The organism is Streptomyces daghestanicus, from assembly GCF_020521275.1.
GTDB lineage: Bacteria > Actinomycetota > Actinomycetes > Streptomycetales > Streptomycetaceae > Streptomyces > Streptomyces griseoviridis.
Genome location: NZ_BNDX01000010.1, coordinates 223,048 through 244,648, shown reverse-complemented (window position 1 = coordinate 244,648; position 21,601 = coordinate 223,048). Strand labels below are relative to the sequence as shown.

Below are 21,601 nucleotides of genomic sequence, written 5' to 3'. Positions count from 1 at the left end.
GGGGTCGGGATTGCCTGGCCGGCAGACAACGGGAGGGTGGATGGCCGAGTACCCGGTGGTGGAGGGCGAGTCGAAGAGGGCGGCTCTCGGACGGACGCTGCGGTTCCTCAGGGAGAAGGCGGGCAAGTCCCTCGGGTAGCTCGCCGAGGAGACGTCGTACGACAAGAGCTACCTGTACCGCCTGGAGACCGGGGAGCGGCTCTCCAAACGGGCGGTGATGGAGGACCTCGACCGCTACCACGGCTCCGGCGATCTGCTGGTCGGCCTGTGGAGCGACGCGCGGCGGGAGGTGATCAAGGACAGGTACCGGGGGTTCATGGGGCTGGAGGAGACGGCGCGGGTGATGTGGCTGTTTCAGCTGAGGGTTCCGGGCCTGTTGCAGACCGAGGACTATGCCCGAGCGGTGTTGTCCGGGTTGTCCGGTACCCGGGCAACGTCTGGCAACGGCGCGGAAGTGGAAGAGCAGGTCGCCGCGCGCATGGGGCGGCAGGAACTCCTGTACCGGCAGCCCGCGCCGAGTGTGCGCGTGATCCTTGACGAGGGTGCGGTACGGCGACCGGTTCCCGACGCCAAGGTCTGGGCCGACCAGTTGTCGCACCTGGTGGCGGCTTCGGAGATGCCGTCGGTGGCCCTTCAAGTGCTGCCCTACGCAGCCGGTGTGCACGACCTCATGGACAGCCACCTCTGGATCTTCTGGCAGCGCACCGGTGATCCTGTTGCGTACGTGGAGGGCAACGGCTTCGGCGAGGTGATCGACGATCCGGACAAGGTTCTGGCCTTCCGCTTGTCCTACGATCTCGTCAGAGATGCGGCCCTGACCCCGGCGGAGTCGACGGCGTTCATCAAACGCCTGTTGGAGGAGTGCAGACCATGAACCCCAATGCCGACCTGGTCGATGTCGTCTGGCGCAAGTCGTCCTACAGCGACGGAGGCGGGACGAACTGCGTCGAGGTTGCTGACGGCGTTCCCGGGCTCGTCCCCATCCGGGACAGCAAGGTCGTGGACGGGCCGTCGATCGTGTTCGGGCGGGACGCGTGGGCGGTGTTCGTGGCGAGGTGCGGCTCATGACCGGCGCCCCGGACCTCGGCAACCTGATCTGGCGCAAGTCCAGTTACAGCGACGGCGGTGACAATAACTGCGTAGAGGTGGCCACCGGCGTCTTCGGTGTGGTCCCCGTCCGGGACAGCAAGGTCGGGGACGGGGACGTCGTGCTGGTCGGGCGGGATGCCTGGGGCGCGTTCGTGCGGGGGGTCAGGACGCCGTAGGGGTCCAGCCCGCGAGCCAGTCCGCGACCTCCTGGCCGGCCGCCTGGGCGTCCGTCAGGAAGGGCCGGTCGGCGCTCGCGGAGCCCGCGCCCGCGCCGGTGTTCTTGTACTCGGCGAAGCGGTCGGCCTTCCAGGAGAAGCCGCTCATGTCCGTCCAGGGCGTGGACCTGACCGCCGCGCTGAGGCTGGTGTTGCGGACCGTCGTCTGGGGGTCCAGGCTCGCGTCGCCGCCCGCGTGCCAGGGCCGGCCCAGGTAGAAGCTGCCGTTGGACACGTCCCCGCTGACCGTGGAGTTGGCGATCAGGATGCCCTTGCGGTCGGCGGCCGTGCTGGGGGCCGTGACGTACCCGGCGGAGCTGCCGTCCCAGCGCTTGCGCAGGGTGATGACGGACCGGTCGATCACGGCCGTGGCACGGCCGAAGATGAAGTCGACGTTGCCGAGGACGTAGGAGTCGGACACGTAGACCCGGCCCAGCCTGTCCTTCGCGGCCGTGTCGAGCAGCAGCGTGTCCTGGTCGCCGGTGACGATGACGCCGTCGAGGAAGACCCGGTCCGCGGCGGTGCGCAGGGCGACCGCCTGGTGGCCGGAGAGGGACTGGTGGGCGCCCTCGTCGAAGTCGTTGGTGATCGACAGGTTCCGGGCCTGGAAGTCGTCGGCCTCGACGGCGACCGTGGCGCTGCCGCCGGTGCCGTAGGTGCCGGAGCCGTCGGGCTTCTGCGTACCGGCCGCGTTGTTGTAGACGATCACCGTGTCCTTGCGGCTCGCGCCCGTGCCCTGGATCGTGACGTGCGGCTTGTTCGACGGGACCTTGACCAGCTCGCGGTACGTGCCCGGCTTGACGGCGATGACGACACGGGAGGCGTTGTTCGCGGGGACGGCGTTCACCGCCGCCTGCACGGTCGTGTACTGGCCGCTGCCGTCCTTGGCGACGGTGAGCGTGGTCGCGGCGGTGGACGCGGTGGACGCCGTACCGAGGGAGGAGCGGGGGCCGGCGCCCGCCTTCACGAGCGACGGCACCTTCGCGGCGGCGTCCGGGGAGTAGGCGTAGTACGCCTTCGGGTCGAAGGCGGTGCCGCCGGACTCGTTCCGCCCGGAGGTGCCGGAGAAGACGTTGCCCCGCTGCACGAGCGAGGCCGTGGCGTCCTTGATCACGGGGTTGGCGAAGCCCTGGAAGTAGCTGTTCTCCAGGACCATCGCCGTGCCGCCGCGCGCGTAGGTGCCGTAGGAGGAGGCGATGGAGGTGCCGGGCGCGTCCTCCAGGTAGTTGTTGTAGAGGTGCGCGTGGGCGCAGTTGTCGGCGGACGGGTTGCGCTGCTCGGTCTCGCGTATCCAGTTGTGGTGGAGCGTGATGTCGGTGGTGACGTTCTCGGTCCAGCCGATGCCGAACGCCTTGTTGTTGCTGCTCAGTTCGTTCCAGGACACGGTGACGTCCGTCGAGTCCTTGCGGACGTCGATCAGGCCGTCGGCCATGTTCCGCAGGTCGTTGTGGTCGATCCAGACGTGGTGCGCGCCGTCCATCTGGATCGCGTCGTAGTCGTGGTCCTTGTCGTTCCAGACGCCCTGGTACGTGTCCCGGATCGTGAGGTTCCGGATGATCACGTTGTGGACGCCGGTGCCGAGGAAGAAGCCGCCGCCGACGATCTGCCCGGCCGTCCCGGAGCCGACGATCGTCTTGTCGGAGGCGACCTTGATCTCCTTGCCGACGGGGGACACCGGGATCGCCCCGGCGACGACGATGACGTACGGCTCGGCGGCGGTCGCGTACTTCTCCAGCTCGGCCTGGGTGCGCACGGTGACGGTGGTGCCGCCCCGGCCGCCGTACGTGCCGTTCTGCCCGAGGGAGTTCACGGAGGCGAACCCGTCGGCGGTGTCGGCCGCCCAGGCGGCGGGGGCGGCGGGGGCGGCGGGGGCGGCGGCCCGCGAGGTCTCCGCGGCGGCCGGCCCCGCCCCGCAGGTCAGCGCGGCGGCGGACAGGGCGAGGGGGACGAGACCCGTCAGGACCCTTCGGTACGTGCTGTGGGGCTCACGCATCGGCTGCTTCCGATCAGGTGCGGGTGTGTACATGACACCTGCTGGTCGCAGCCGAGCGGCGGGAGGTTGCCGCCCCCGGCCCCCCTCTCCCCCGGCTCCCCGTACCCCGGGTTCCCGTCCCCTCAGTCCCGGCCCCCGTCGGGAGACTCCGGCGGCGGCACCGGCGCCCCCGGCAGCCGGATCGTCGCGACCGTGCCCGTGCCCGTGCCCTCGGGCGCCGGGGCGAGGGTGACCTCGCCGCCCGCCTGCTGGACCGTGCGGGCCACGATGGACAGGCCGAGGCCCGAGCCGGGGAGCGAACGGGCCGACTCCGAGCGCCAGAACCGGTCGAAGACGTGCGGGAGTTCGGCGGCGGTGATGCCGGGGCCGTGGTCGCGGACGGTCAGGGTGCCGTCGGCCAGCCGGACCTCGACCGTGCCGCCCTCGGGGCTGAACTTCACTGCGTTGTCCAGGATGTTGACCACCGCCCGTTCCAGCGCGGCCGGTTCGGCGCGGACGTACCAGGGCTGGACGTCGGCCGTGATGGTCAGCTCGGGGCCGCGCAGGCGGGCGCGGCGCAGGGCCGACTCGACGGCCTCCTGCCAGGCCACGATCTGGGTGCGGCCGGTGTGGTGGCCGGTGTCGGGGCGGGAGAGTTCCTGGAGGTCGCCGATGAGGGCGGCCAGCTCGGTCATCTGCGCCTTCACCGACGCCAGCAGCGCCTTGCGGTCGGCCTCGGGGAGCGGGCGGCCGGTCTCCTCGCTGCGGGTGAGCAGCTCGATGTTGGTCCGCAGCGAGGTGAGCGGCGTCCGCAGCTCGTGGCCGGCGTCGGCGATGAGCTGCTGCTGCAGCTCGCGGGAGCTGGCCAGGGACGAGGTCATCGAGTTGAAGGAGTGCGAGAGCCGGGCGATCTCGTCCTCGCTGTCGTCGTCCACCGGGATGCGGATGCCCAGGTCCTCGGTGCGGGCGACGTGCTCGACCGCCTCGGTCAGCTTGTCGACCGGGCGCAGGCCCGCGCGGGCCACGGCGAGCCCCGCGGCCCCGGCGCCGATCACGCCGATGCCGGAGACGAGCAGCAGCAGCAGCGCCAGGTCGTTCAGGGTGGACCGGGTGTTCTCCAGCGGTACGGCGGCGATGAGGGCCGCGTCGGCGGGGGTCTGGGTGATCCGGTCGGTCAGCGGCAGGTACACGGTCAGGACGCGCAGCGCCTTGCCGTCCTCGTCGGTGCCGTCGCGCAGGATGCCCTTGCCGGACTGGGCCTGCTCCACCACCTTCTGGTCGGCGTCGGTCACCTTGATCTCGCCGGCCGAGTTGGTGAACAGGCAGACCGTGCCGTCGGCGGTGACGACCTGGGAGTAGGTGGTGGTGCCGAAACCGTTCTGGCGGGGCGTCTGCGTGCAGGTGGACAGCGCCTCCTGGATCTGGCCGCGCTGCTTGGGGTCGGTGAGCACGGTGGCCTTCTTCAGCTCGCTGTCGAGCTGGTCGTACAGCTTCCCCTGCACGATGAACCAGCACGTCACCGAGACGGCCGCCACCGCGAAGGCGACCGCCGCCGCGACCAGCAGGGCGAGCCGCGAGCGCAGCGGCAGGGAGCGGAACCGCTTGATCACTCCGCGCCGCCCTGCCGCAGCACATAGCCGACGCCGCGGACGGTGTGGACCAGGCGGGGCTCGCCGCCCGCCTCGGTCTTGCGGCGCAGGTACATCACGTACACGTCGAGGGAGTTGGACGACGGCTCGAAGTCGAAGCCCCAGACCGCCTTGAGGATCTGCTCCCGGGTGAGGACCTGGCGCGGGTGCGCCATGAACATCTCCAGCAGGGTGAACTCCGTCCGGGTCAGCTCCACGGACCGGCCGGCCCGGGTCACCTCGCGGGTGGAGAGGTCCATGGTGAGGTCGGCGAAGGCGAGGAGGTCGTCGTTCTCCGCGGTGGCCGCCGCCGCGGCCGCGTAGGAGCTGCGGCGCAGCAGGGCCCGCACCCGGGCGAACAGCTCGTCCAGTTCGAAGGGCTTGACCAGGTAGTCGTCGGCGCCCGCGTCGAGCCCGGTGACCCGGTCGCCGACGGTGTCGCGGGCGGTCAGCATCAGGATCGGGGTGGTGTCGCCGGTGGCCCGGATGCGGCGGGCGGCGGTCAGGCCGTCCATCCGGGGCATCTGGATGTCGAGGACCAGCAGGTCGGGCCGGTACGCCGTCGCCTTCTGCAGGGCTTCGGCGCCGTCCACGGCCGTCTCGGTGTCGTACCCCTCGAAGGCGAGGCTGCGCTGGAGTGCTTCGCGGACCGCCGGTTCGTCGTCGACGATCAGGATGCGCTGGGTGTCACGGTCGCCGTCTGCGGGGCTCATGGCTCGGGTTCCTCGGGTGCGGTGGGAGACGGGGGCGGTACGCCTTCAGCCTAAGCCGCGCGGCTCGGGGGCTTCGGTGCGTCAGCCGCGTACGCCGGTGCGGCGGCGGGCCGGCGCGGCCCGGTGCGCGCGGACGGGGTGCGGCGCCACCTCGGGCGCCCGGGGCGCCGGCGGGTGCAGCGCGTACGCCACCTCCAGGGCGAGGGCGATGCCCGCCGGGTCGGCGCCGGGCGTCCGGTGCGGGACCTGCTCGATCATGACGTGGACGCTCCGTCGCCGCTGTCCGCGCCGCCCGCCCGGAGGGTGTCCAGGTCGGCCTTGACGGTGTTGATGGGGATGGCGAAGCCGAGGCCCACGCTGCCCGCGTCGGACGACGAGGAGGAGGAGCCGGAGGCCGAGTACATCGCGGAGTTGATACCGATGATGTTGCCGTTCATGTCGATCAGCGCGCCGCCGGAGTTGCCCGGGTTGAGGGAGGCGTCGGTCTGGATCGCCTTGTACGTCGTGGTGGACGAGCCGGTGTCGCCGTTGAACTCCTGGCCGCCGAACTCGAACGGCCACTGCCCGGTGCCGCCGCCCTGCTGCTGCTGTTGCTGCTGCTGGCCCTCGTCGGTGGAGACGGTCACGTCCCGGTCCAGGGCGGAGACGATGCCGCTGGTCACGGTGCCGGTCAGACCCTCGGGGGAGCCGATCGCCACGACCTCGTCGCCGACCTGCACGCCGTCGGAGTTCCCGAGGGTCGCGGCGGTCAGGCCGGAGGCGTTCCGCAGCTTGATCAGGGCGAGGTCCTTGGAGGCGTCGGTGCCGACGACCTCGGCGGTGTAGGACGTGCCGTCGCTGGTGGAGACCTTGATCGAGGAGGCGCCGGAGACCACGTGGTTGTTGGTGACGATCTCGCCGTCACCGGTGATGATCACGCCGGAGCCGGTGGAGGAGCCGGCGTTGGAGGTGGCGCTGATCTCGACGATGCTCGGGCTGACCGCCTTGGCGACCCCGGAGACCGTGCCCTTCTGGCTGGAGGGCACCACGCTCGCGCTGGTCGAGCTGGAGACGACGGTGTCGCTGCCGGTCAGCTCCTGGATGCCGTAGGCGGTGCCGCCGCCGACCGCCGCCGCGACGATCGCGACCGCCGCGAGCAGCGCGAACGGGCGCCGGGCGCGCTTCCTCGGGGCCGGCGCCGGGTCCATCGGGGCGGTGGGCGGCTGGGCCGGCGGGGGCGGCCACTCGGGGTTCACGGGGGAGGCCGTCCCGTACGCGTCCCCGCCCTGGGGCTCGGCGGTCTGCTGAGCGTAGGCGTGCTGCTGGGCGCCCTCGTAAGGGGTGGCGTACGGGTTCTCGGGGGTCTCGTACTCGCCGCTGCGGCGGATGCTCTCGGTCATGTCCACGAGCATCACCGCCCACCATGAGAGCTTCCTGAGCGCTGACTGAGAAGCCCGGCAGAACCTCGTATGCCCGATATAAAGCCGCGTGGCGGGTGGTTCCGAAGGGCCTTACGCGCAGCCGCAGGACCGGCGGACCACCAGCCGGGACGGGAAGACCTTCAGCCGCTCGCGGCGCGACCCGGCGATCCGGAGCCCGTCGTCGAGGACGAGGTCCACCGCGGCCCGCGCCATCGCCGAGCGGTCCGAGGCGACCGTCGTCAGACCCGGGTCGGCCAGCCCGGCCTCCTTGATGTCGTCGAACCCGGCCACCGCCAGCTCGCCCGGCACGTCCAGGCGCAGCTCGCGGGCGGCGCGCAGCACGCCGATCGCCTGGTCGTCGGTGGAGCAGAAGATCGCGGGCGGGCGGCGCGGCCCGGCGAGGATCTCCAGCGCCACGTCGTACGCGTCGTAGCGGTTGTACGGCGCCTCGAAGAGCCGGCCCTCGGTGGGCAGCCCGGCCTCCGCCATCGCGCGCCGCCAGCCCTCGACGTGGTCGGAGACGGGGTCGCCGACGGACGGGGTCTCGGCGGTGCCGCCCATGCAGGCGACGTAGTCGTAGCCGTGCTCCAGCAGGTGGCGGACGGCGAGCTGGGCACCGCCGAGGTCGTCGGTGACGACGGCCACCTCGTCGATCGCCTCGGGCCGCTCGTGCAGCAGGACCACCCGGGCGTCCCAGGCGTCGATCTCGGCGGCGGCCAGGTCGTTCAGCGCGTGGCTGGCGAGGATCAGGCCCGAGACCCGCATGCCGAGGAACGCCCGCAGATAGTGCACCTCGCGCTCGGCGACGTAGTCCGTGTTCCCGACCAGCACCATCTTCCCGCGCTCGGCGGCGGCCCACTCGACCGCGTGCGCCATCTCCGCGAAGAAGGGCTGGCGGGCGTCCGGGACGATCAGGCCTATGAGGTCGGTGCGGCGCGACGCCATGGCCTGGGCGACCCGGTCGGGCCGGTACCCCAGCTCCTTGATCGCGGCGAGGACGCGCTCGCGCGTGGCCGGGGCGACCGGCCGGGGTCCGTTGTTGATGACATAGCTGACCACGGCAGTGGAGGTCCCTGCCAGCCGCGCCACGTCGTCCCGAGTCACCTTGGCCACGCGCGGAGTCTACGCGGATGGACCAGTCCGGGGGCAGGCCGTGTCAGACCTTGGTCACACCCCCGCCGACCTCGGCGGCGGCCTCCGCCCCGGCCGCGCCGTCCGCCCCGGCCCGCCCGGCCCCGGCGTCCTCCGCCGTGCGGGCCGGCTTCTCCGGCTTCTCGGGCGTCACGAACCGGTAGCCGACGTTGCGCACGGTGCCGATCAGCGACTCGTGCTCGGGGCCGAGCTTGGCCCGCAGCCGCCGTACGTGCACGTCGACCGTGCGGGTGCCGCCGAAGTAGTCGTAGCCCCAGACCTCCTGGAGGAGCTGGGCCCGGGTGAAGACCCGGCCCGGGTGCTGGGCCAGGTACTTCAGCAGCTCGAACTCCTTGAAGGTCAGGTCCAGGACCCGGCCCTTGAGCTTGGCGGAGTACGTCGCCTCGTCGACCGACAGGTCGCCGTTGCGGATCTCCATCGGGGAGTCGTCGGCGACGATCTGCTGGCGGCCCATGGCGAGCCGCAGCCGCGCCTCGACCTCGGCCGGACCGGCGGTGTCGAGGAGGACGTCGTCGATGCCCCAGTCGGCGGTGACGGCGGCGAGGCCGCCCTCGGTGACGACGAGGACCAGCGGACAGCCGGGGCCGGTGGAGCGCAGGAGCTGGCACAGGCTGCGCACCTGCGGCAGGTCACGGCGCCCGTCGATCAGGATCACGTCGGCCCCGGGGGTGTCCACCAGGGCGGGGCCCTCGGCGGGGGCCACGCGCACGTTGTGCAGCAGCAGGCCGAGGGCGGGGAGCACCTCCGTCGACGGCTGGAGGGCGTTGGTCAGGAGCAGCAGAGAACTCATACGTCGGGTTCCTCCTCGGTCCCTGCGAGGACGTTTGCGTTTTTGCTCTGCGATCCCGGGGCTCCGTACACCTGCGGTTTCCCGCCTCGTATACAACGCTTCCGAAAGCACAAAAGGACCCGGGGGCTTCGCTGCCCGAGTCCTCTGCCCAGCACAATAGCCGACATGAACGACGGTCCGGCAGGTCATGTGGCACGTTCCACCTTTCGTCCGTATTCCGAGACGACTCCGGAACGGCCGCTGCGGACGTATCTGCGCACGTCCGACGGGGTGCGCATCGATTCCGTATACGACCCCGCGCGACTTGTATACGAAAGCCGCCGGCCACCTTCCGGTGATCTCGCGTTCGTCGTCGCCCACGGCTTCACGGGCGACGCGGACCGCCCCCACCTGCGCCGGATCGCCGCCGGACTCACCCGGTACGGGGCCGTCGTCACGTTCTCCTTCCGCGGGCACGGGGCGTCCGGCGGCCGGTCCACGGTCGGCGACCGCGAGGTCCTCGACCTGGCGGCGGCGGCCGGCTGGGCCCGGCGGCTCGGGCACACCCGCGTGGTGACCGTCGGCTTCTCCATGGGCGGCTCGGTGGTGCTGCGGCACGCGGCGCTGCACGGCGGCGTCGACGCGGTCGTCTCGGTCAGCTCCCCGGCGCGCTGGTACTACCGGGGGACGGCGCCGATGCGGCGGCTGCACTGGCTGGTGCTGCGGCCCGAGGGCCGGCTGGTCGGCCGCTACGGCTTCCGGACCCGCATCCACCACCGGGACTGGGACCCGGTGCCGCTCGCGCCGGTCGACGCGGTGCCCCGGATCGCCCCGGCGCCGCTGCTCGTCGTGCACGGCGACCGCGACGGCTACTTCCCCCTCGACCACCCCCGGATGCTCGCCGAGGCCGCCGGTGACCACGGCGAACTCTGGCTGGAGCCGGGCATGGGCCACGCCGAGCACGCCACCACCGCCGGCCTCCTGGACCGGATCGGGGACTGGGCCCTCGCGCGGGCGGGCTAGCCTGACGGGGTCCACAGACCGTCGACAGACTGCAGTAAGGACTCGGGACTTCAGATGGCAAAGGTCACGGTGCGCTACTGGGCCGCCGCGAAGGCCGCCGCCGGGACGGCCGAGGAGCCGTACGAGGCGGCCACGCTCGCCGAGGCGCTCGACGCCGTGCGCGCGCGGCACTCCGGCTCCGGCGAACTGGCGCGCGTCCTGCTGCGCTGCTCCTTCCTCGTCGACGGCGACCCGGTGGGCACCCGCGGGCACGAGACGGTACGGCTGGCCGACGGCGGCACGGTCGAGGTGCTCCCGCCGTTCGCAGGAGGGTGACCGATGACGAACCAGCCGTACGACGGACACGAGCCGCGGCAGCAGTGGCGGGGGTACGACGACCCGCAGGAGGCCGAGCAGTACACGCAGCAGTGGCAGGGGCAGACCTGGGAGACGTCCCTGCAGCCGCCGATCACGGCGACGACGGCGCCTCCGGCGGGCTCGGGGGCCTCGGGGGCTCCGGGAACCCCCGCGGCTCCGGTCTCTCCGGCCGAGGAGACGGCGTATCTGCCGCCGCAGCAGTATCAGCAGCAGTACCCGCAGCAGCAGTACCAGCAGCCCCAGCAGCAGTACCAGCAGTCGCAGCGGGCTGAGCAGTACCAGCAACAGGCGCAGCCGTACCAGCAGCAGCCGCAGCCGTACCAGCAGTACCCGTCGGAGCAGTCGGAGCAGCAGCACACGTACCAGGGACAGCGGCCGTACCAGGCCCACCAGCCGTACCAGCAGCAGGCGTACGCGGAGCAGCAGCCGCGGCAGACGTACGCGCAGCCCCAGCAGCCCCGGCAGACCTATGCGCAGCCCCGGCCCGCGGATCGCCCCGAGCCCGAGCCGGAGGCGTCCGCCGCCGGCTACGGCCCCGCGACCGTCGCCGGCAACGCCCGGGTCACCGACGCCCAGCGGGCCCGCGCCGAGGGCCGGTCGCCGATCATCGAGCCCGGCGTGCAGCCGGCCGCGCTGACCGCGCTGCTGGGCCTGCTGCTGGCCGGGGCCGCGACGGTCGGCGGTTACGCGCCGCTCGTGCCGCTGGTGGTGCTCCAGGCGGTCACCGCGGCGGGCTGGTTCCGGCTGAACGGCATGTGGCCGGCCCGGCAGGGCATCGCGCTGGGCTTCCTCGGCGCGCTGGTCGCGGACGCGGCGCTGCTGGTCTCCGACCGTTCCCCGGCGGCGATCCTCGGCACCATCGGCGTCTGGGTCCTGCTCTCCCTCGTGCTGCACCTGCGCTCGCACGCCGATCCGGACGAGCGGATGTACGGCCTGACGGCGACCGTCGTCGCCTCGGCGCTGGCGATCGTCGCGGGTGGCTGGCTCGCGGCCGGCGCGGACGCGGCCACGGTCGGCGCGGTCGCGGTGGCCGTCGCCGCGGTGGTGCGGGCCCTGCCGCTGCCGACGCCGGTGTCGGTGGCCGTCGCGCTGCTCGCCGCGGCCGGGGCGGGCTTCGCGGCCGGCGGGGCGACGGACCTCGGGGCGGCGCCGGGGGCGCTGCTCGGGGCGGGCGCGGCGGTCTGCGCGCTGGTCGGGCACCGGGTGGCGAGCTACGACTACCCGTCCCGCTTCGTGCACTTCACCGCGGGCGTGGCCCTGCCGCTGAGCGCGGCGGCGCCGGTGGTGTGGGCGCTGGGCCGGGCCCTGGGCTGACGGTCCGTTCGACGGACCTGTCACAGCTGACCGGCAGATTCACCGGGGCCCGCCACGGACCGTTACCGTGGCCTCCGTCCGTAATACCGCTGGGGTGGGAAAGAGCATGCGCGCACTGCGAATACTGTTGATCGTCGTCGTGGTCCTGGGCGGGCTGTTCGTGGCCGCGGACCGGCTCGCGGTGAACTTCGCCGAGGGCGAGGTGGCCGACCGGCTGAAGGCCCAGGAGAACCTGGACACCGCTCCGGACGTGTCGATCAACGGCTTCCCCTTCCTCACCCAGGTGGTGGGCGGTGAGCTGGACGACGTCGAGGTCACCATGGACGGCTACGAGGCGACCGCGGGCGGCGACGGCACGGAGACGGTCCGGATCGACGACCTCAGGGCCCACATGAGGGGCGTCGAGTTCTCCGGCGACTACAGCTCCGCCACCGCGGCCACCGCCTCCGGCACCGCGACCGTCTCCTACGCCGAACTGCTGAAGGCGGCCGGCTCGGAGCCCGCGCAGATCGCCCCCGGCGTCACCGCCGGCATCGTCGGCCTCTCCGACGGCGGCAACGGCAAGATCGACGTCGCCCTGGAGGCCACCGTGCTCGGCACCAAGCTGCCCGAGCCGGTGCACGTGCTCAGCTCGGTCACGGTGGAGGACAACAAGGTCGGGGTCTCGGCCGACTCCCTCCCCGTCTTCGGCTCGGTGAAGGTGACCGACGCCCAGATCCGGCAGATCACCGACTTCCAGCAGGCCATCGACGAACTGCCGGGCGGCATCCAGCTGGACAAGGTCGAGGCGGCGAAGGACGGCGTGGAGATCACGGTGACGGGTTCGGACGTCCGGCTGGCCGGGTAGGGCAGAGCCGGGAGCGCACGGCCCCCCGGCGTACCTGTCCGCCAGGCGAGACGCGGCCGTCCGTGAAGTGAGGTTCTCCAGGGCGGACACCCGCCCGCGCAAGGGCTCCGGACACTCCGGAGCCCTTCTTCGTCTCTCATCGTGGACGATCGCGTCTCATCATCCGACACGCCGGTGACACGCCCGCCGAGTGCTCCCTACGATCGGACACCATGAAGCGCCAGGCGGACCTCACGAAGCGGCGGGCAGTGGACCTGTGCCGCGTAGCCGCCATGCTCTGTCGCACCTTCTGAGCGGTCCGGCGTCACCGCCGTCCGCATCCCTCGCCGCCCTGCTCAGGGCATCCGCGCGCCGTCCCGGCACGAGCGCGCCCACCCTCTCACCGCACGCCCCGCCGTAACTGCCCCGGAGGAGAAACCATGAGCCGCAGCGACGTCCTGGTCGACGCCGACTGGCTTCAGGAGCACCTGGACGACCCGACCATCGCGATCGTCGAGGTGGACGAGGACACGTCCGCGTACGACAAGAACCACATCAAGAACGCGATCAAGATCGACTGGACGCAGGACCTCCAGGACCCGGTCCGCCGCGACTTCATCGACCAGGAGGGCTTCGAGAAGCTCCTGTCGGCCAAGGGCATCGGCAACGACACGCTGGTGATCCTCTACGGCGGCAACAACAACTGGTTCGCGTCCTACGCCTACTGGTACTTCAAGCTCTACGGCCACGAGAACGTCAAGCTCCTCGACGGCGGCCGCAAGAAGTGGGAGCTGGACGCCCGCGAGCTGGTCGAGGAGGTCCCGGAGCGGACCGCCACGACGTACAAGGCCAAGCCGCAGAACACCGCGATCCGCGCCTTCCGCGACGACGTCGTCAAGGCGATCGGCGCGCAGAACCTGGTCGACGTCCGCTCCCCCGACGAGTTCTCCGGCAAGCTGCTCGCCCCGGCCCACCTGCCGCAGGAGCAGTCCCAGCGCCCCGGCCACGTGCCGAGCGCCCGCAACATCCCGTGGTCGAAGAACGCCAACGACGACGGCACCTTCAAGTCCGACGACGAGCTGAAGAAGCTCTACGAGGACGAGAACGTCGACCTCGCCAAGGACACCATCGCCTACTGCCGCATCGGTGAGCGCTCCGCCCTCACCTGGTTCGTCCTGCACGAGCTGCTGGGCGTGGAGAACGTCAAGAACTACGACGGCTCCTGGACCGAGTACGGCTCCCTGGTCGGCGTCCCGATCGAGCTCGGCGCGGCCAAGTAAGACTGCCCTCAACCCCCAGGAGTACGACATGTGCGGTGCGAAGGCCGGCGGGCCGGACGCCTCGACGATCAAGCCCGGTGAGACCACCATCCAGGGTCAGGTGACCCGCGACGGCGAGCCGGTGACGGGCTACGTCCGGCTGCTGGACGCCACCGGCGAGTTCACCGCGGAGGTCCCGACCTCCGCGACGGGCCAGTTCCGCTTCTACGCGGCCGAGGGCACCTGGACCGTCCGCGCCCTCGTCCCGGGCGCCACGGCCGACCGTACGGTCGTGGCCCAGCGGGGCGGCCTCGCCGAGGTCGCGATCGCCGTCTGACGGCACCCGGTGACGGCCGGGTGACGGCCGAGGGCCGCGCCCCACGGGTTGGACGCCCGGGGCGCGGCCCTTCGGCGTGTCCGGACCTATCCTGGAGGCATGTACGCACGGCGCCGGCACGTGTACTTCGCCCTGATGGGCCTCTGCGTCGGGCTGTTCGTCCTGGCCTGGGGCGTCGTCCGGCTCTGGTCCGTCCCGGCCGCCGTCGGCATGTGCGTGGCCGCCATGGTCATCCCGCCCGTCGCCGCGATCGTCGCCAACCGGAGGGGCCCGGAGGACCGCTGGTGGGACGACCCCTCGGGGGACCCGAAGTCCGACGAGTGGTGGGACGAGCTGGACGGCAAGCGGCGCCGCTGACCCGGGCTCCCGGCCGGCCCGGGATCTCAGTAGACGAGCGCCTGGGTGTCGTCGGCCAGCGCCTCCTGCACGAAGACCTGCGCGCCCGCGATCCGGACGCCCTCGATGACGTCCTTCTCGGTGATGTCGCGCCGGGCCGCGCACTGGGTGCACAGGGTCAGCCGGCCGCCGCCGAGCAGGGAGTCGATCAGGTCGGGCAGCGGCGCGGCGTGCGGCAGCTCGAACTCGGCGGCCCGGCCCGGCAGGGCGAACCAGGCGGACTCGCCGGTCAGCCACACGGAGACGTCCACCCCGCTGGCCACGGCCACCGCCGCCACCGTGAACGCCTGCGAGCAGCGTTCGGGGGCATCGGCCCCCGCGGTCACCTTGATCACGAGCTTCTTCGCCATGGCCGAATCGTAATCAACGGCCCCGCACCCCAGGGGCTCGGCCATGGGTCTCCCGTGCGCGCATGGGGAACGCGCGCTTCACGCCTCCTGGGGGACATCCCGGAAGCACCGGATGAGATATCCGAAACGGAGTCCGGCGGGCCGGCGGCCCCGCCTACCCGGTACGCGGCACCGAGGAGTCCGTCCGGGACGACGACTTCCCCGCGCGGGCCACGGCGGTGTACGTCACCCGCATGACGTACACCGAGGCCGGGCCCTACGGCGCCGAACAGGTGCGGCACGGCTGCCTCATCGCCGGCGACGTCATCGCCCTCGTCGTGCGGTCCCGCGAGGGGGCCGCGCTCGCCGTGCCCTTCCAGCAGACCCTCGCCCCCCAGAGCGCGCTGCTGACCTGACCCGGCAGGGCGTACCTCACCCGACAGGGCCGGGCCCCGGCCGCGTAAGCTGGGGCCCGGCCCTGTGCACACCACCGCACCCCGCTCAAGGAGCACCCGTGGAGACGTTCTTCGAAGCCCTGCTGGTCCTGGTCTGCGTCGGCGTTCTCGCCTTCGCCGGACTGACCGTGAAGAAGCTGTTCCAGGGCCAGCGCTGACCCCTCACGTCAGGAAGTAAGTTCCGCTCATGATCGAGATCCCGTCCGACCTGCACAAGGACCTCGTCCCGCTCGCCTTCCTGCTCGGCAATTGGGCCGGCGCGGGCGTGCACGACTTCCCCGGCGCGGAGAAGTGCAACTTCGGCCAGGAAGTCAGCTTCACGCACGACGGCCGGGACTTCCTGGAGTACGCCTCCCACACCTGGGTCCTCGACAACGACGGCAACAAGGTCCGCCCGCTGGAGTCCGAGCACGGCTTCTGGCGGATCGACGCGGACCGCAAGGTCGAGGTGACGATGACCCGCGACGACGGCGTCATCGAGATCTGGTACGGCGAGATGGCCGCCCAGAAGCCGCAGATCGACCTGGTCACGGACGCGGTCGCCCGCACGGCCGCCTCCCGCCCGTACACCGGCGGCAAGCGGCTGTACGGCTACGTCAAGAGCGACCTGATGTGGGTCGGCGAGAAGCAGACCCCCGAGGTCGAGCTTCGCCCCTACATGTCCGCGCACCTCAAGAAGGTCGTCACCCCCGAGGACGTCGAGCGCTGGGCCAAGGCCCTCCCCGACGACATGCCGGACGACGGGATCGCCTTCTTCAAGTAGTCCTAGACTCAAGGGTGTGGTGAGCACCGACTGGAAAAGCGACCTGAGGCAGCGCGGCTACCGGCTGACCCCGCAGCGGCAACTGGTCCTGGAGGCCGTCGACACCCTGGAGCACGCGACCCCCGACGACATCCTCGGCGAGGTGCGGAAGACCGCGTCGGGGGTCAACATCTCCACCGTCTACCGGACGCTGGAGCTGCTGGAGGAGCTGGGCCTGGTCAGTCACGCCCACCTCGGGCACGGCGCGCCGACCTACCACCTCGCCGACCGGCACCACCACATCCACCTGGTCTGCCGGGACTGCACCAACGTCATCGAGGCCGATCTGTCGGTGGCCGCCGACTTCACCGCCAAGCTGCGCGAGCAGTTCGGCTTCGACACCGACATGAAGCACTTCGCGATCTTCGGCCGGTGCCGGGACTGCGCCGCGAAGGGCTCAACCGCCGAGTCGTAGGGCTGGTCGTAGGCTTGAACCCATGAAGAGCCCTCTGCTGTCCCTGCCCGGCGCCGTCCCCGCCGAGGGCGTGGACGAAGGCGTCGCCGCCCACTACGGCGACCTGTTCCGCGAGCAGCGTGCCCTCGCCGACGGCACCGGTTTCGTCGACCTCTCCCACCGCGGGGTCGTCACCGTCACCGGTGAGGACCGGCTGAGCTGGCTGCACCTCCTGCTCACCCAGCACGTCAGCGAACTGCCGGCCGGACAGGCCACCGAGGCGCTGATCCTTTCCGCCAACGGACACATCGAGCACGCGCTGTACCTGGTGGACGACGGGGAGACCGTCTGGGCGCACGTCGAGCCCGGCACCCGGGAGGCGCTGGTCGCCTACCTGGAGTCGATGAAGTTCTTCTACCGGGTCGAGGTCACCGACCGCACCGCGGACACCGCGGTGCTGCACCTGCCCGCCGGCTCCATCACCCCGGTCCCCGAGGGCGTCGCCGTACGGGAGACCCCCTACGGGCGTGACCTCTTCCTGCCCCGCGAGGAGCTGGAGGCGTACGCCGCGCAGGCCGGGCCGCCGGCCGGGCTGCTGGCGTACGAGGCGCTCCGGGTCGAGCAGCACCGGCCCCGGCTCGGTTTCGAGACCGACCACCGCACCATCCCGCACGAGCTGGGCTGGATCGGCTCGGCCGTCCACCTCCAGAAGGGCTGCTACCGCGGCCAGGAGACCGTCGCCCGCGTGCAGAACCTGGGCAAGCCCCCGCGCCGGCTGGTCTTCCTGCACCTCGACGGCAGCGAGGTCCACCTGCCCCCGCAGGGGACCGAGCTGCGGGTCGCGGACGAGGGCGCCGAGGGGCGCCGGGTCGGCTTCATCACCACCTCCGTACGCCACCACGAGCTGGGCCCGGTCGCCCTCGCCCTGGTGAAGCGGAACGTGCCCGTGGACGCCCGGCTGCTGGCCGGGGACACGGCCGCCGCCCAGGAGACCGTCGTAGAGCCCTAGGGGGTGTCGTTCGGATCAGGTCGCGGGGAATCGGCTGCGTCTTCCCCGCGTCTGCGGCGTGATCCGAACGACAGGTCCTAGGAGGGGCAGGGGTCAGGAGCCGTCGGAGGTTCAGAGGTCGAGCAGGACCGTGAACGGGCCGTCGTTCGTCAGGGACACCCGCATGTGCGCCCCGAACCGGCCCGTCGTCACGGTCGCGCCCAGCTCGCGCAGCCGGGCGACCACCGCGTCGACCAGCGGTTCGGCGACCTCGCCGGGGGCGGCGGCGTTCCAGGTGGGGCGGCGGCCCTTGCGGGCGTCGCCGTACAGGGTGAACTGGCTGACCACCAGCAGCGGCGCGTCGACGTCGCTGCACGACTTCTCGCCGTGCAGCACCCGCAGCGACCAGAGCTTGCGGGCGAGCTGCGCGGCCTTCTCCTCGGTGTCCTCGTGGGTCACGCCGACCAGGACGCACAGTCCCTCGCCGGTGAAGCCGCCCACCGGCTCGCCGTCCACCACGACACTCGCGCCGTCCGCCCGCTGTACCACCGCTCGCATGCCGCCATGATGCCGTGCGCCCCCCGGGCGCCGGCGGGCGGCCCCGTACGGGTTGCTTTTCGGCCCCGAACCCCCCATCTGGGGCCGATCGGGGGCACTCGGTCACATAGCGGCCGACCGGGGTGGCACGATGCTTCCATTAGCCGGTCGAGGGGACGGTTGAGGCACATGAGCACACCGAGCACCGGGCAGCCGTCGAGGACTGTCTCGTTGACGTACATGGCCGGCAGGGACAGGCTCCGGCCGCCCGTGCAGCGCACGGACAGCCCGGAGCTGCCCGTCGGCCCGCCATCCGGGGGGAGCCCGCAGGGGAGCACACAGGCAAGCACACCGAGCGCCGATCTGGCCGGGCTGAGCCTGCCCGAGCTGCGCGCCCTGCGCCGGGACGCCCAGCGCGAGGAGACCGACCTGAGTTACGTACGACGGCTGCTCCAGGGGCGGATCGACATCCTCCGGGCCGAGCTGGACCGGCGCTCTCCCGCCCCGGCGGCGACCGCCGGGGGGTCCATGGTCGAGCGGCTCCCGGCGATCCTCACGGACGCCCCGGCCCGGCACCGCTCCTCCGCCCGGCATGTGACGCTGGGCACGCCGCGGAGCGAGGAGTACCGGCAGCTGGCCGCCGAGATGCTGGACGAGGTCGAGCTGTCGGACCTCGGGGCCCGTACCGATCCCGAGCTGACCGCGGCGATGGCCCGGCTGGTCCGTTACGAGCAGCAGGTCTCCCGGCGGCGGCAGCGCCTGCAGCGCACGGCGGACGGCTGCGGCGCCGAGATCGCCCGCCGGTACCGTGAAGGGGAAGCACAAGTAGACGACCTGCTGGCGTGACCCGCCGGCCCGGTGATCCCGGGCCGTGCCGGGCCGGCCGTCCGGCGGGTCCCCGTCGGAAGGCCACCGCCGATGACCGCGCCCCAGCCGCCCATGACCCAGCAGTCCGCGTCCGCCGGACCGGTACCGCCCGTCCTCGCCGAGGTCGTGCGGTCCGGGTTCGTCGAGGGGCGGCACCGCGGCAGCCTGGTGGTGCTGGCCGCCGACGGCGGTGTGGAGCTGGCGCTCGGTGACCCGGCCGCGCCCGTCTTCCCGCGCTCGGCCAACAAGCCCATGCAGGCCGCCGGGGTGTTGCGGGCCGGGCTTGACCTGGCGGGGGAGCGGTTGGCGCTGGCCGCCGCGAGCCACTCTGGAGAATCGTTTCACCGTGATCTGGTGCGGACCCTGCTCGCCGAGCGCGGACTGGACGCGGGGCAGCTCCAGTGCCCGCTCGACCTGCCGCTCGACCCCGAGGAGCGGGACGCCTACCTGGCCGCCGGGGCCGTCCCGGACCGCGTGACCATGAACTGCTCCGGGAAGCACACCGCGATGCTGGCCGTCTGCGCCGAGCGCGGCTGGCCCCTGGAGAGCTACCTGGACCCCGGCCACCCGCTCCAGCGGCTCATCCACGAGGTGGTCGAGGAGGCCGCGGGCGAACCGGTCGCCGCCGTCGGCACCGACGGGTGCGGGGCGCCGCTGCTGGCCCTCTCCCTGACCGGGCTGGCCCGCGCCTTCCGCTCCTTCGTGCTCGCCGCGCCGGGCTCGGCCGAGCGCCGGGTCGCCGACGCGATGCGGGCGCACCCCGAGTACGTCGCCGGCACCCGCCGCGCCGACACCTGGCTGATGCGGGAGGTGCCCGGCGCGCTGTCCAAGATGGGCGCCGAGGCCGTGCAGGCGGTGGCCCTGCCCGACGGCCGCGCGCTGGCCTTCAAGATCGAGGACGGGGCGACGCGGGCGCTCGGCCCGGTGCTGGCCCGCGCGCTGCCGCTGCTCGGCGTGACGGGACCCGTGGTGGCGCGGATCGGGCGGTCGCCGCTGCTGGGCGGGGGCCGCGAGGTGGGGGAGATCCGCGCCGCGTTCTGAGCGCACCGGCACAAGGCCGCGCCCGGGGCGGGGCGCGCGGCCTACCGTGAGCGCCATGAGCAGCCGCACCGACATCGACGTACGCCCCGTCACCGAGGACGAACTGCCGGACTGGGAGCGGGCCGTGAACACCGGGTTCCTCCGGTCGCCCGCCGTGGGCGAGGAGTACCTGGCGGCCAGGCGGCACCGGTTCGTCCCCGGGCGGGTGCAGGGCGCCTTCGACGGCGGGCGGTGCGTGGCGACCTTCCGGTCCTTCGCGCAGGAACTCACGGCGGTCGGCGGCGCCTTCGTGGCGGCGGCCGCGATCTCCCACGTCACCGTCACCCCGACCCACCGCCGCCGCGGTCTGCTGACCCGGATGATGGCCCGGGAGCTGACCGCCGCGAGGGAGCGCGGGGACGTGGTGGCCACGCTGATCGCCGCCGAGTACCCGATCTACGGACGGTACGGGTTCGGCCCGGCGACCACGACGGCCGAGTGGACCGTCGACGTGCCGCGGGCCGGTCTCGACCCCCGCCGGGCCGCGCCGGCGGACGGCGGCCGGATCGACCTGGTGGACGGCGCGGACGTCCGCCGGCTCGGCCCCGCCCTGCACGAACGGCTGCGCCGCGACCGGGCGGGCGCGGTCGGCCGGGACGCGTTGTGGTGGCGGACGCACACCGGTGAGCTGCGGTTCGAGGCGTCCTGGACGGAGCCGTTCCACGCCGTGTACCGCTCGGCGGACGGCGAGGTCGAGGGCATGGCCGCCTACCGGGCGGACGACACCTGGGGCGACGCCAAGCAGCCGCTGAACACGGTGAGCGTGGACCGGCTCATCGGCGTGACCCCGGCCGCCGAACGCGCCCTGTGGCACTTCCTGTGCTCGATCGACTGGGCCGTGACGGTCCGGAGCGGCCCGCGCGCCCCCGACGACCTGCTCCCGCACTTCCTGCCCGACCCGCGCGCCGCCAGGATCACCACCCAGGCCGACTGGCTGTGGGTGCGGGTCCTCGACGTCGTGCGGGCGCTGGAGGCGCGGACGTACGGCGGTCGGGGAAGGCTGGTGCTGGAGGTCGTCGACGCGGCGGGGCCGGCCGGCGGGCGGTGGCGGCTGGAGGCGTCGGCCGAGGGGGCGTCCTGCCGGGCGACGGCCGAGGGCGCGGACCTGGTGCTCGGCGCGGGCGAGCTGTCCCGGCTCTGGCTGGGCGACGAGTCGGCGGTGCGGCTGGCGGCGCTGGGCCTGGTCCGGGAAGAACGAGCGGGCGCCGCCCGGCTGGCCGACGCCCTGCTGCGTACGTCCAGGCGCCCTTGGTGCCCGGACATGTTCTGACGGGGTACCGCTCGTGGTCCCCGGCTCCGGTGGGTCCTCCTCGTCTCGTGGGAACGGGTGGGCGTATCCGTGGCGTGCTCCCCGGGTACTGCTTGTGCGGTTGTGTGTGCGGTTGTTGTTCGGTTGTGGTGGTGCCGCCCGTTCTCCGTCCGGACTCCCGGCTCCCCTTCGGAAGGGGGCCCGGACGCGGGCCCGTCGGACGGGTTCAGCCCGACTGGGCGAGCAGCATCACGAGGATCACCGCTCCGATGCCGCTGATCGCGGTGTTCCGCGCCTTGATGCCGATGGACAGCGCCACGAAGGCGATGATGCCCATCGGCCCGTACTTCCACTGGACCAACTGCTCGAACCCGATGGCGAGCGCGGCGATCACTAGGGCGACGAGCGGCATGGTGGTTCCCCCCTTCGGGACGTCCCCCCGCGGGACAT

26 protein-coding genes and 1 pseudogene are annotated in these 21,601 nt (G+C 72.5%); 17 read left to right on the top strand and 10 right to left on the bottom strand.

Features of this window, described 5'->3' with window-relative positions; genetic code table 11:
- The first annotated feature begins 40 nt into the window (after positions 1–40).
- From Sdagh_RS20140 to Sdagh_RS20130, 3 genes and pseudogenes are all read left to right on the top strand, one after another.
- Positions 41–874 (top strand): annotated as a pseudogene (locus Sdagh_RS20140) (helix-turn-helix domain-containing protein).
- On the top strand, positions 871–1,068 hold the full coding sequence (locus tag Sdagh_RS20135) for a DUF397 domain-containing protein (RefSeq protein ID WP_189421808.1): 198 nt from the start codon (positions 871–873) through the stop codon (positions 1,066–1,068). The pseudogene Sdagh_RS20140 and the gene Sdagh_RS20135 overlap by 4 nt, the downstream one beginning before the upstream one ends.
- Complete coding sequence (locus tag Sdagh_RS20130; RefSeq protein WP_189421809.1) at positions 1,065–1,265, top strand: DUF397 domain-containing protein; 201 nt, start codon at positions 1,065–1,067, stop codon at positions 1,263–1,265. The genes Sdagh_RS20135 and Sdagh_RS20130 overlap by 4 nt, the downstream gene beginning before the upstream one ends.
- On the opposite strand, the gene Sdagh_RS20125 is transcribed toward Sdagh_RS20130, so the two are convergent.
- The 7 genes from Sdagh_RS20125 to Sdagh_RS20095 all read right to left on the bottom strand — a co-directional run bounded on the left by Sdagh_RS20125 (position 1,252) and on the right by Sdagh_RS20095 (position 8,959).
- The gene (locus tag Sdagh_RS20125) at positions 1,252–3,297 is read right to left on the bottom strand and encodes a pectinesterase family protein (RefSeq protein WP_190078054.1); all 2,046 of its coding nucleotides are present in this window, start codon (positions 3,295–3,297) and stop codon (positions 1,252–1,254) included. The two genes, Sdagh_RS20130 and Sdagh_RS20125, sit on opposite strands and share 14 nt — an antisense overlap.
- A 122-nt stretch (positions 3,298–3,419) precedes the next feature.
- On the bottom strand, positions 3,420–4,886 hold the full coding sequence (locus Sdagh_RS20120) for a sensor histidine kinase (RefSeq protein ID WP_189421811.1): 1,467 nt from the start codon (positions 4,884–4,886) through the stop codon (positions 3,420–3,422).
- Positions 4,883–5,617: a response regulator transcription factor gene (locus Sdagh_RS20115; RefSeq protein ID WP_189421812.1), complete on the bottom strand. Its 735-nt coding sequence runs from the start codon at positions 5,615–5,617 to the stop codon at positions 4,883–4,885. Before Sdagh_RS20115 ends, Sdagh_RS20120 begins: the two co-directional genes overlap by 4 nt.
- An 81-nt stretch (positions 5,618–5,698) precedes the next feature.
- Positions 5,699–5,875, bottom strand: a complete 177-nt coding sequence (locus Sdagh_RS20110; RefSeq protein ID WP_189421813.1) for a hypothetical protein — start codon at positions 5,873–5,875, stop codon at positions 5,699–5,701.
- Positions 5,872–6,996, bottom strand: a complete 1,125-nt coding sequence (locus tag Sdagh_RS20105) for a S1C family serine protease (RefSeq protein ID WP_189421814.1) — start codon at positions 6,994–6,996, stop codon at positions 5,872–5,874. Before Sdagh_RS20105 ends, Sdagh_RS20110 begins: the two co-directional genes overlap by 4 nt.
- A gap of 111 nt (positions 6,997–7,107) precedes the next feature.
- A complete protein-coding gene (locus Sdagh_RS20100; RefSeq protein ID WP_189421815.1) occupies positions 7,108–8,130 on the bottom strand; it encodes a LacI family DNA-binding transcriptional regulator in 1,023 nt (340 codons plus the stop codon).
- A gap of 43 nt (positions 8,131–8,173) precedes the next feature.
- Positions 8,174–8,959 carry a response regulator transcription factor gene (locus Sdagh_RS20095; protein WP_189421816.1) on the bottom strand — a complete coding sequence of 262 codons (786 nt, stop codon included), beginning with the start codon at positions 8,957–8,959 and terminating at the stop codon, positions 8,174–8,176.
- A 165-nt stretch (positions 8,960–9,124) separates the two neighbouring features.
- On the opposite strand from Sdagh_RS20095, the gene Sdagh_RS20090 reads away from it, so the two are divergent.
- The 7 genes from Sdagh_RS20090 to Sdagh_RS20060 all read left to right on the top strand — a co-directional run bounded on the left by Sdagh_RS20090 (position 9,125) and on the right by Sdagh_RS20060 (position 14,411).
- Complete coding sequence (locus Sdagh_RS20090; protein WP_189421817.1) at positions 9,125–9,961, top strand: alpha/beta hydrolase; 837 nt, start codon at positions 9,125–9,127, stop codon at positions 9,959–9,961.
- Between the two features lie 54 nt (positions 9,962–10,015).
- Positions 10,016–10,276: a MoaD/ThiS family protein gene (locus Sdagh_RS20085; protein WP_189421818.1), complete on the top strand. Its 261-nt coding sequence runs from the start codon at positions 10,016–10,018 to the stop codon at positions 10,274–10,276.
- A 3-nt stretch (positions 10,277–10,279) separates the two neighbouring features.
- Positions 10,280–11,632, top strand: a complete 1,353-nt coding sequence (locus tag Sdagh_RS20080; protein ID WP_189421819.1) for a hypothetical protein — start codon at positions 10,280–10,282, stop codon at positions 11,630–11,632.
- A 106-nt stretch (positions 11,633–11,738) separates the two neighbouring features.
- Positions 11,739–12,479, top strand: a complete 741-nt coding sequence (locus Sdagh_RS20075) for an LmeA family phospholipid-binding protein (RefSeq protein ID WP_189421820.1) — start codon at positions 11,739–11,741, stop codon at positions 12,477–12,479.
- Between the two features lie 419 nt (positions 12,480–12,898).
- Positions 12,899–13,738 carry a sulfurtransferase gene (locus Sdagh_RS20070; RefSeq protein ID WP_189421821.1) on the top strand — a complete coding sequence of 280 codons (840 nt, stop codon included), beginning with the start codon at positions 12,899–12,901 and terminating at the stop codon, positions 13,736–13,738.
- 28 nt (positions 13,739–13,766) lie between these two features.
- Complete coding sequence (locus tag Sdagh_RS20065; protein ID WP_189421822.1) at positions 13,767–14,054, top strand: DUF1416 domain-containing protein; 288 nt, start codon at positions 13,767–13,769, stop codon at positions 14,052–14,054.
- Between the two features lie 99 nt (positions 14,055–14,153).
- Positions 14,154–14,411, top strand: coding sequence for a DUF3099 domain-containing protein (locus tag Sdagh_RS20060; protein WP_190011576.1), 258 nt, complete (start codon positions 14,154–14,156; stop codon positions 14,409–14,411).
- A 26-nt stretch (positions 14,412–14,437) separates the two neighbouring features.
- On the opposite strand, the gene Sdagh_RS20055 is transcribed toward Sdagh_RS20060, so the two are convergent.
- Entirely contained in the window at positions 14,438–14,800 is a 363-nt protein-coding gene (locus Sdagh_RS20055; RefSeq protein ID WP_189421824.1) for a DsrE family protein, read from the bottom strand.
- A 233-nt stretch (positions 14,801–15,033) separates the two neighbouring features.
- Between Sdagh_RS20055 and Sdagh_RS20050 the strand changes: the two genes are divergently transcribed.
- The 4 genes from Sdagh_RS20050 (at position 15,034) to ygfZ (ending at position 17,439) form a co-directional block, all read left to right on the top strand.
- Positions 15,034–15,195: a hypothetical protein gene (locus Sdagh_RS20050; RefSeq protein WP_190078053.1), complete on the top strand. Its 162-nt coding sequence runs from the start codon at positions 15,034–15,036 to the stop codon at positions 15,193–15,195.
- 226 nt (positions 15,196–15,421) lie between these two features.
- Positions 15,422–15,997 carry a heme-binding beta-barrel domain-containing protein gene (locus tag Sdagh_RS20045; protein ID WP_189421826.1) on the top strand — a complete coding sequence of 192 codons (576 nt, stop codon included), beginning with the start codon at positions 15,422–15,424 and terminating at the stop codon, positions 15,995–15,997.
- A gap of 16 nt (positions 15,998–16,013) precedes the next feature.
- Positions 16,014–16,451 carry a Fur family transcriptional regulator gene (locus tag Sdagh_RS20040; protein WP_189421827.1) on the top strand — a complete coding sequence of 146 codons (438 nt, stop codon included), beginning with the start codon at positions 16,014–16,016 and terminating at the stop codon, positions 16,449–16,451.
- A gap of 22 nt (positions 16,452–16,473) precedes the next feature.
- Positions 16,474–17,439 (top strand): CAF17-like 4Fe-4S cluster assembly/insertion protein YgfZ, encoded by a 966-nt coding sequence (gene ygfZ, locus Sdagh_RS20035; RefSeq protein WP_190078052.1) that lies wholly within the window; start codon positions 16,474–16,476, stop codon positions 17,437–17,439.
- A 111-nt stretch (positions 17,440–17,550) separates the two neighbouring features.
- Here ygfZ and dtd read toward each other — a convergent pair whose 3' ends face one another.
- Positions 17,551–17,976 (bottom strand): D-aminoacyl-tRNA deacylase, encoded by a 426-nt coding sequence (gene dtd, locus Sdagh_RS20030; RefSeq protein WP_189421829.1) that lies wholly within the window; start codon positions 17,974–17,976, stop codon positions 17,551–17,553.
- A 168-nt stretch (positions 17,977–18,144) separates the two neighbouring features.
- Between dtd and Sdagh_RS20025 the strand changes: the two genes are divergently transcribed.
- The 3 genes from Sdagh_RS20025 (at position 18,145) to Sdagh_RS20015 (ending at position 21,172) form a co-directional block, all read left to right on the top strand.
- Complete coding sequence (locus tag Sdagh_RS20025) at positions 18,145–18,801, top strand: RsiG family protein (RefSeq protein WP_189421830.1); 657 nt, start codon at positions 18,145–18,147, stop codon at positions 18,799–18,801.
- A 72-nt stretch (positions 18,802–18,873) separates the two neighbouring features.
- Positions 18,874–19,863, top strand: coding sequence for an asparaginase (locus Sdagh_RS20020; protein WP_189421831.1), 990 nt, complete (start codon positions 18,874–18,876; stop codon positions 19,861–19,863).
- A 55-nt stretch (positions 19,864–19,918) separates the two neighbouring features.
- The gene (locus Sdagh_RS20015; protein WP_189421832.1) at positions 19,919–21,172 is read left to right on the top strand and encodes a GNAT family N-acetyltransferase; all 1,254 of its coding nucleotides are present in this window, start codon (positions 19,919–19,921) and stop codon (positions 21,170–21,172) included.
- Between the two features lie 205 nt (positions 21,173–21,377).
- Here Sdagh_RS20015 and Sdagh_RS20010 read toward each other — a convergent pair whose 3' ends face one another.
- The gene (locus Sdagh_RS20010; protein ID WP_189421833.1) at positions 21,378–21,563 is read right to left on the bottom strand and encodes a hypothetical protein; all 186 of its coding nucleotides are present in this window, start codon (positions 21,561–21,563) and stop codon (positions 21,378–21,380) included.
- Positions 21,564–21,601: the final 38 nt, after the last annotated feature.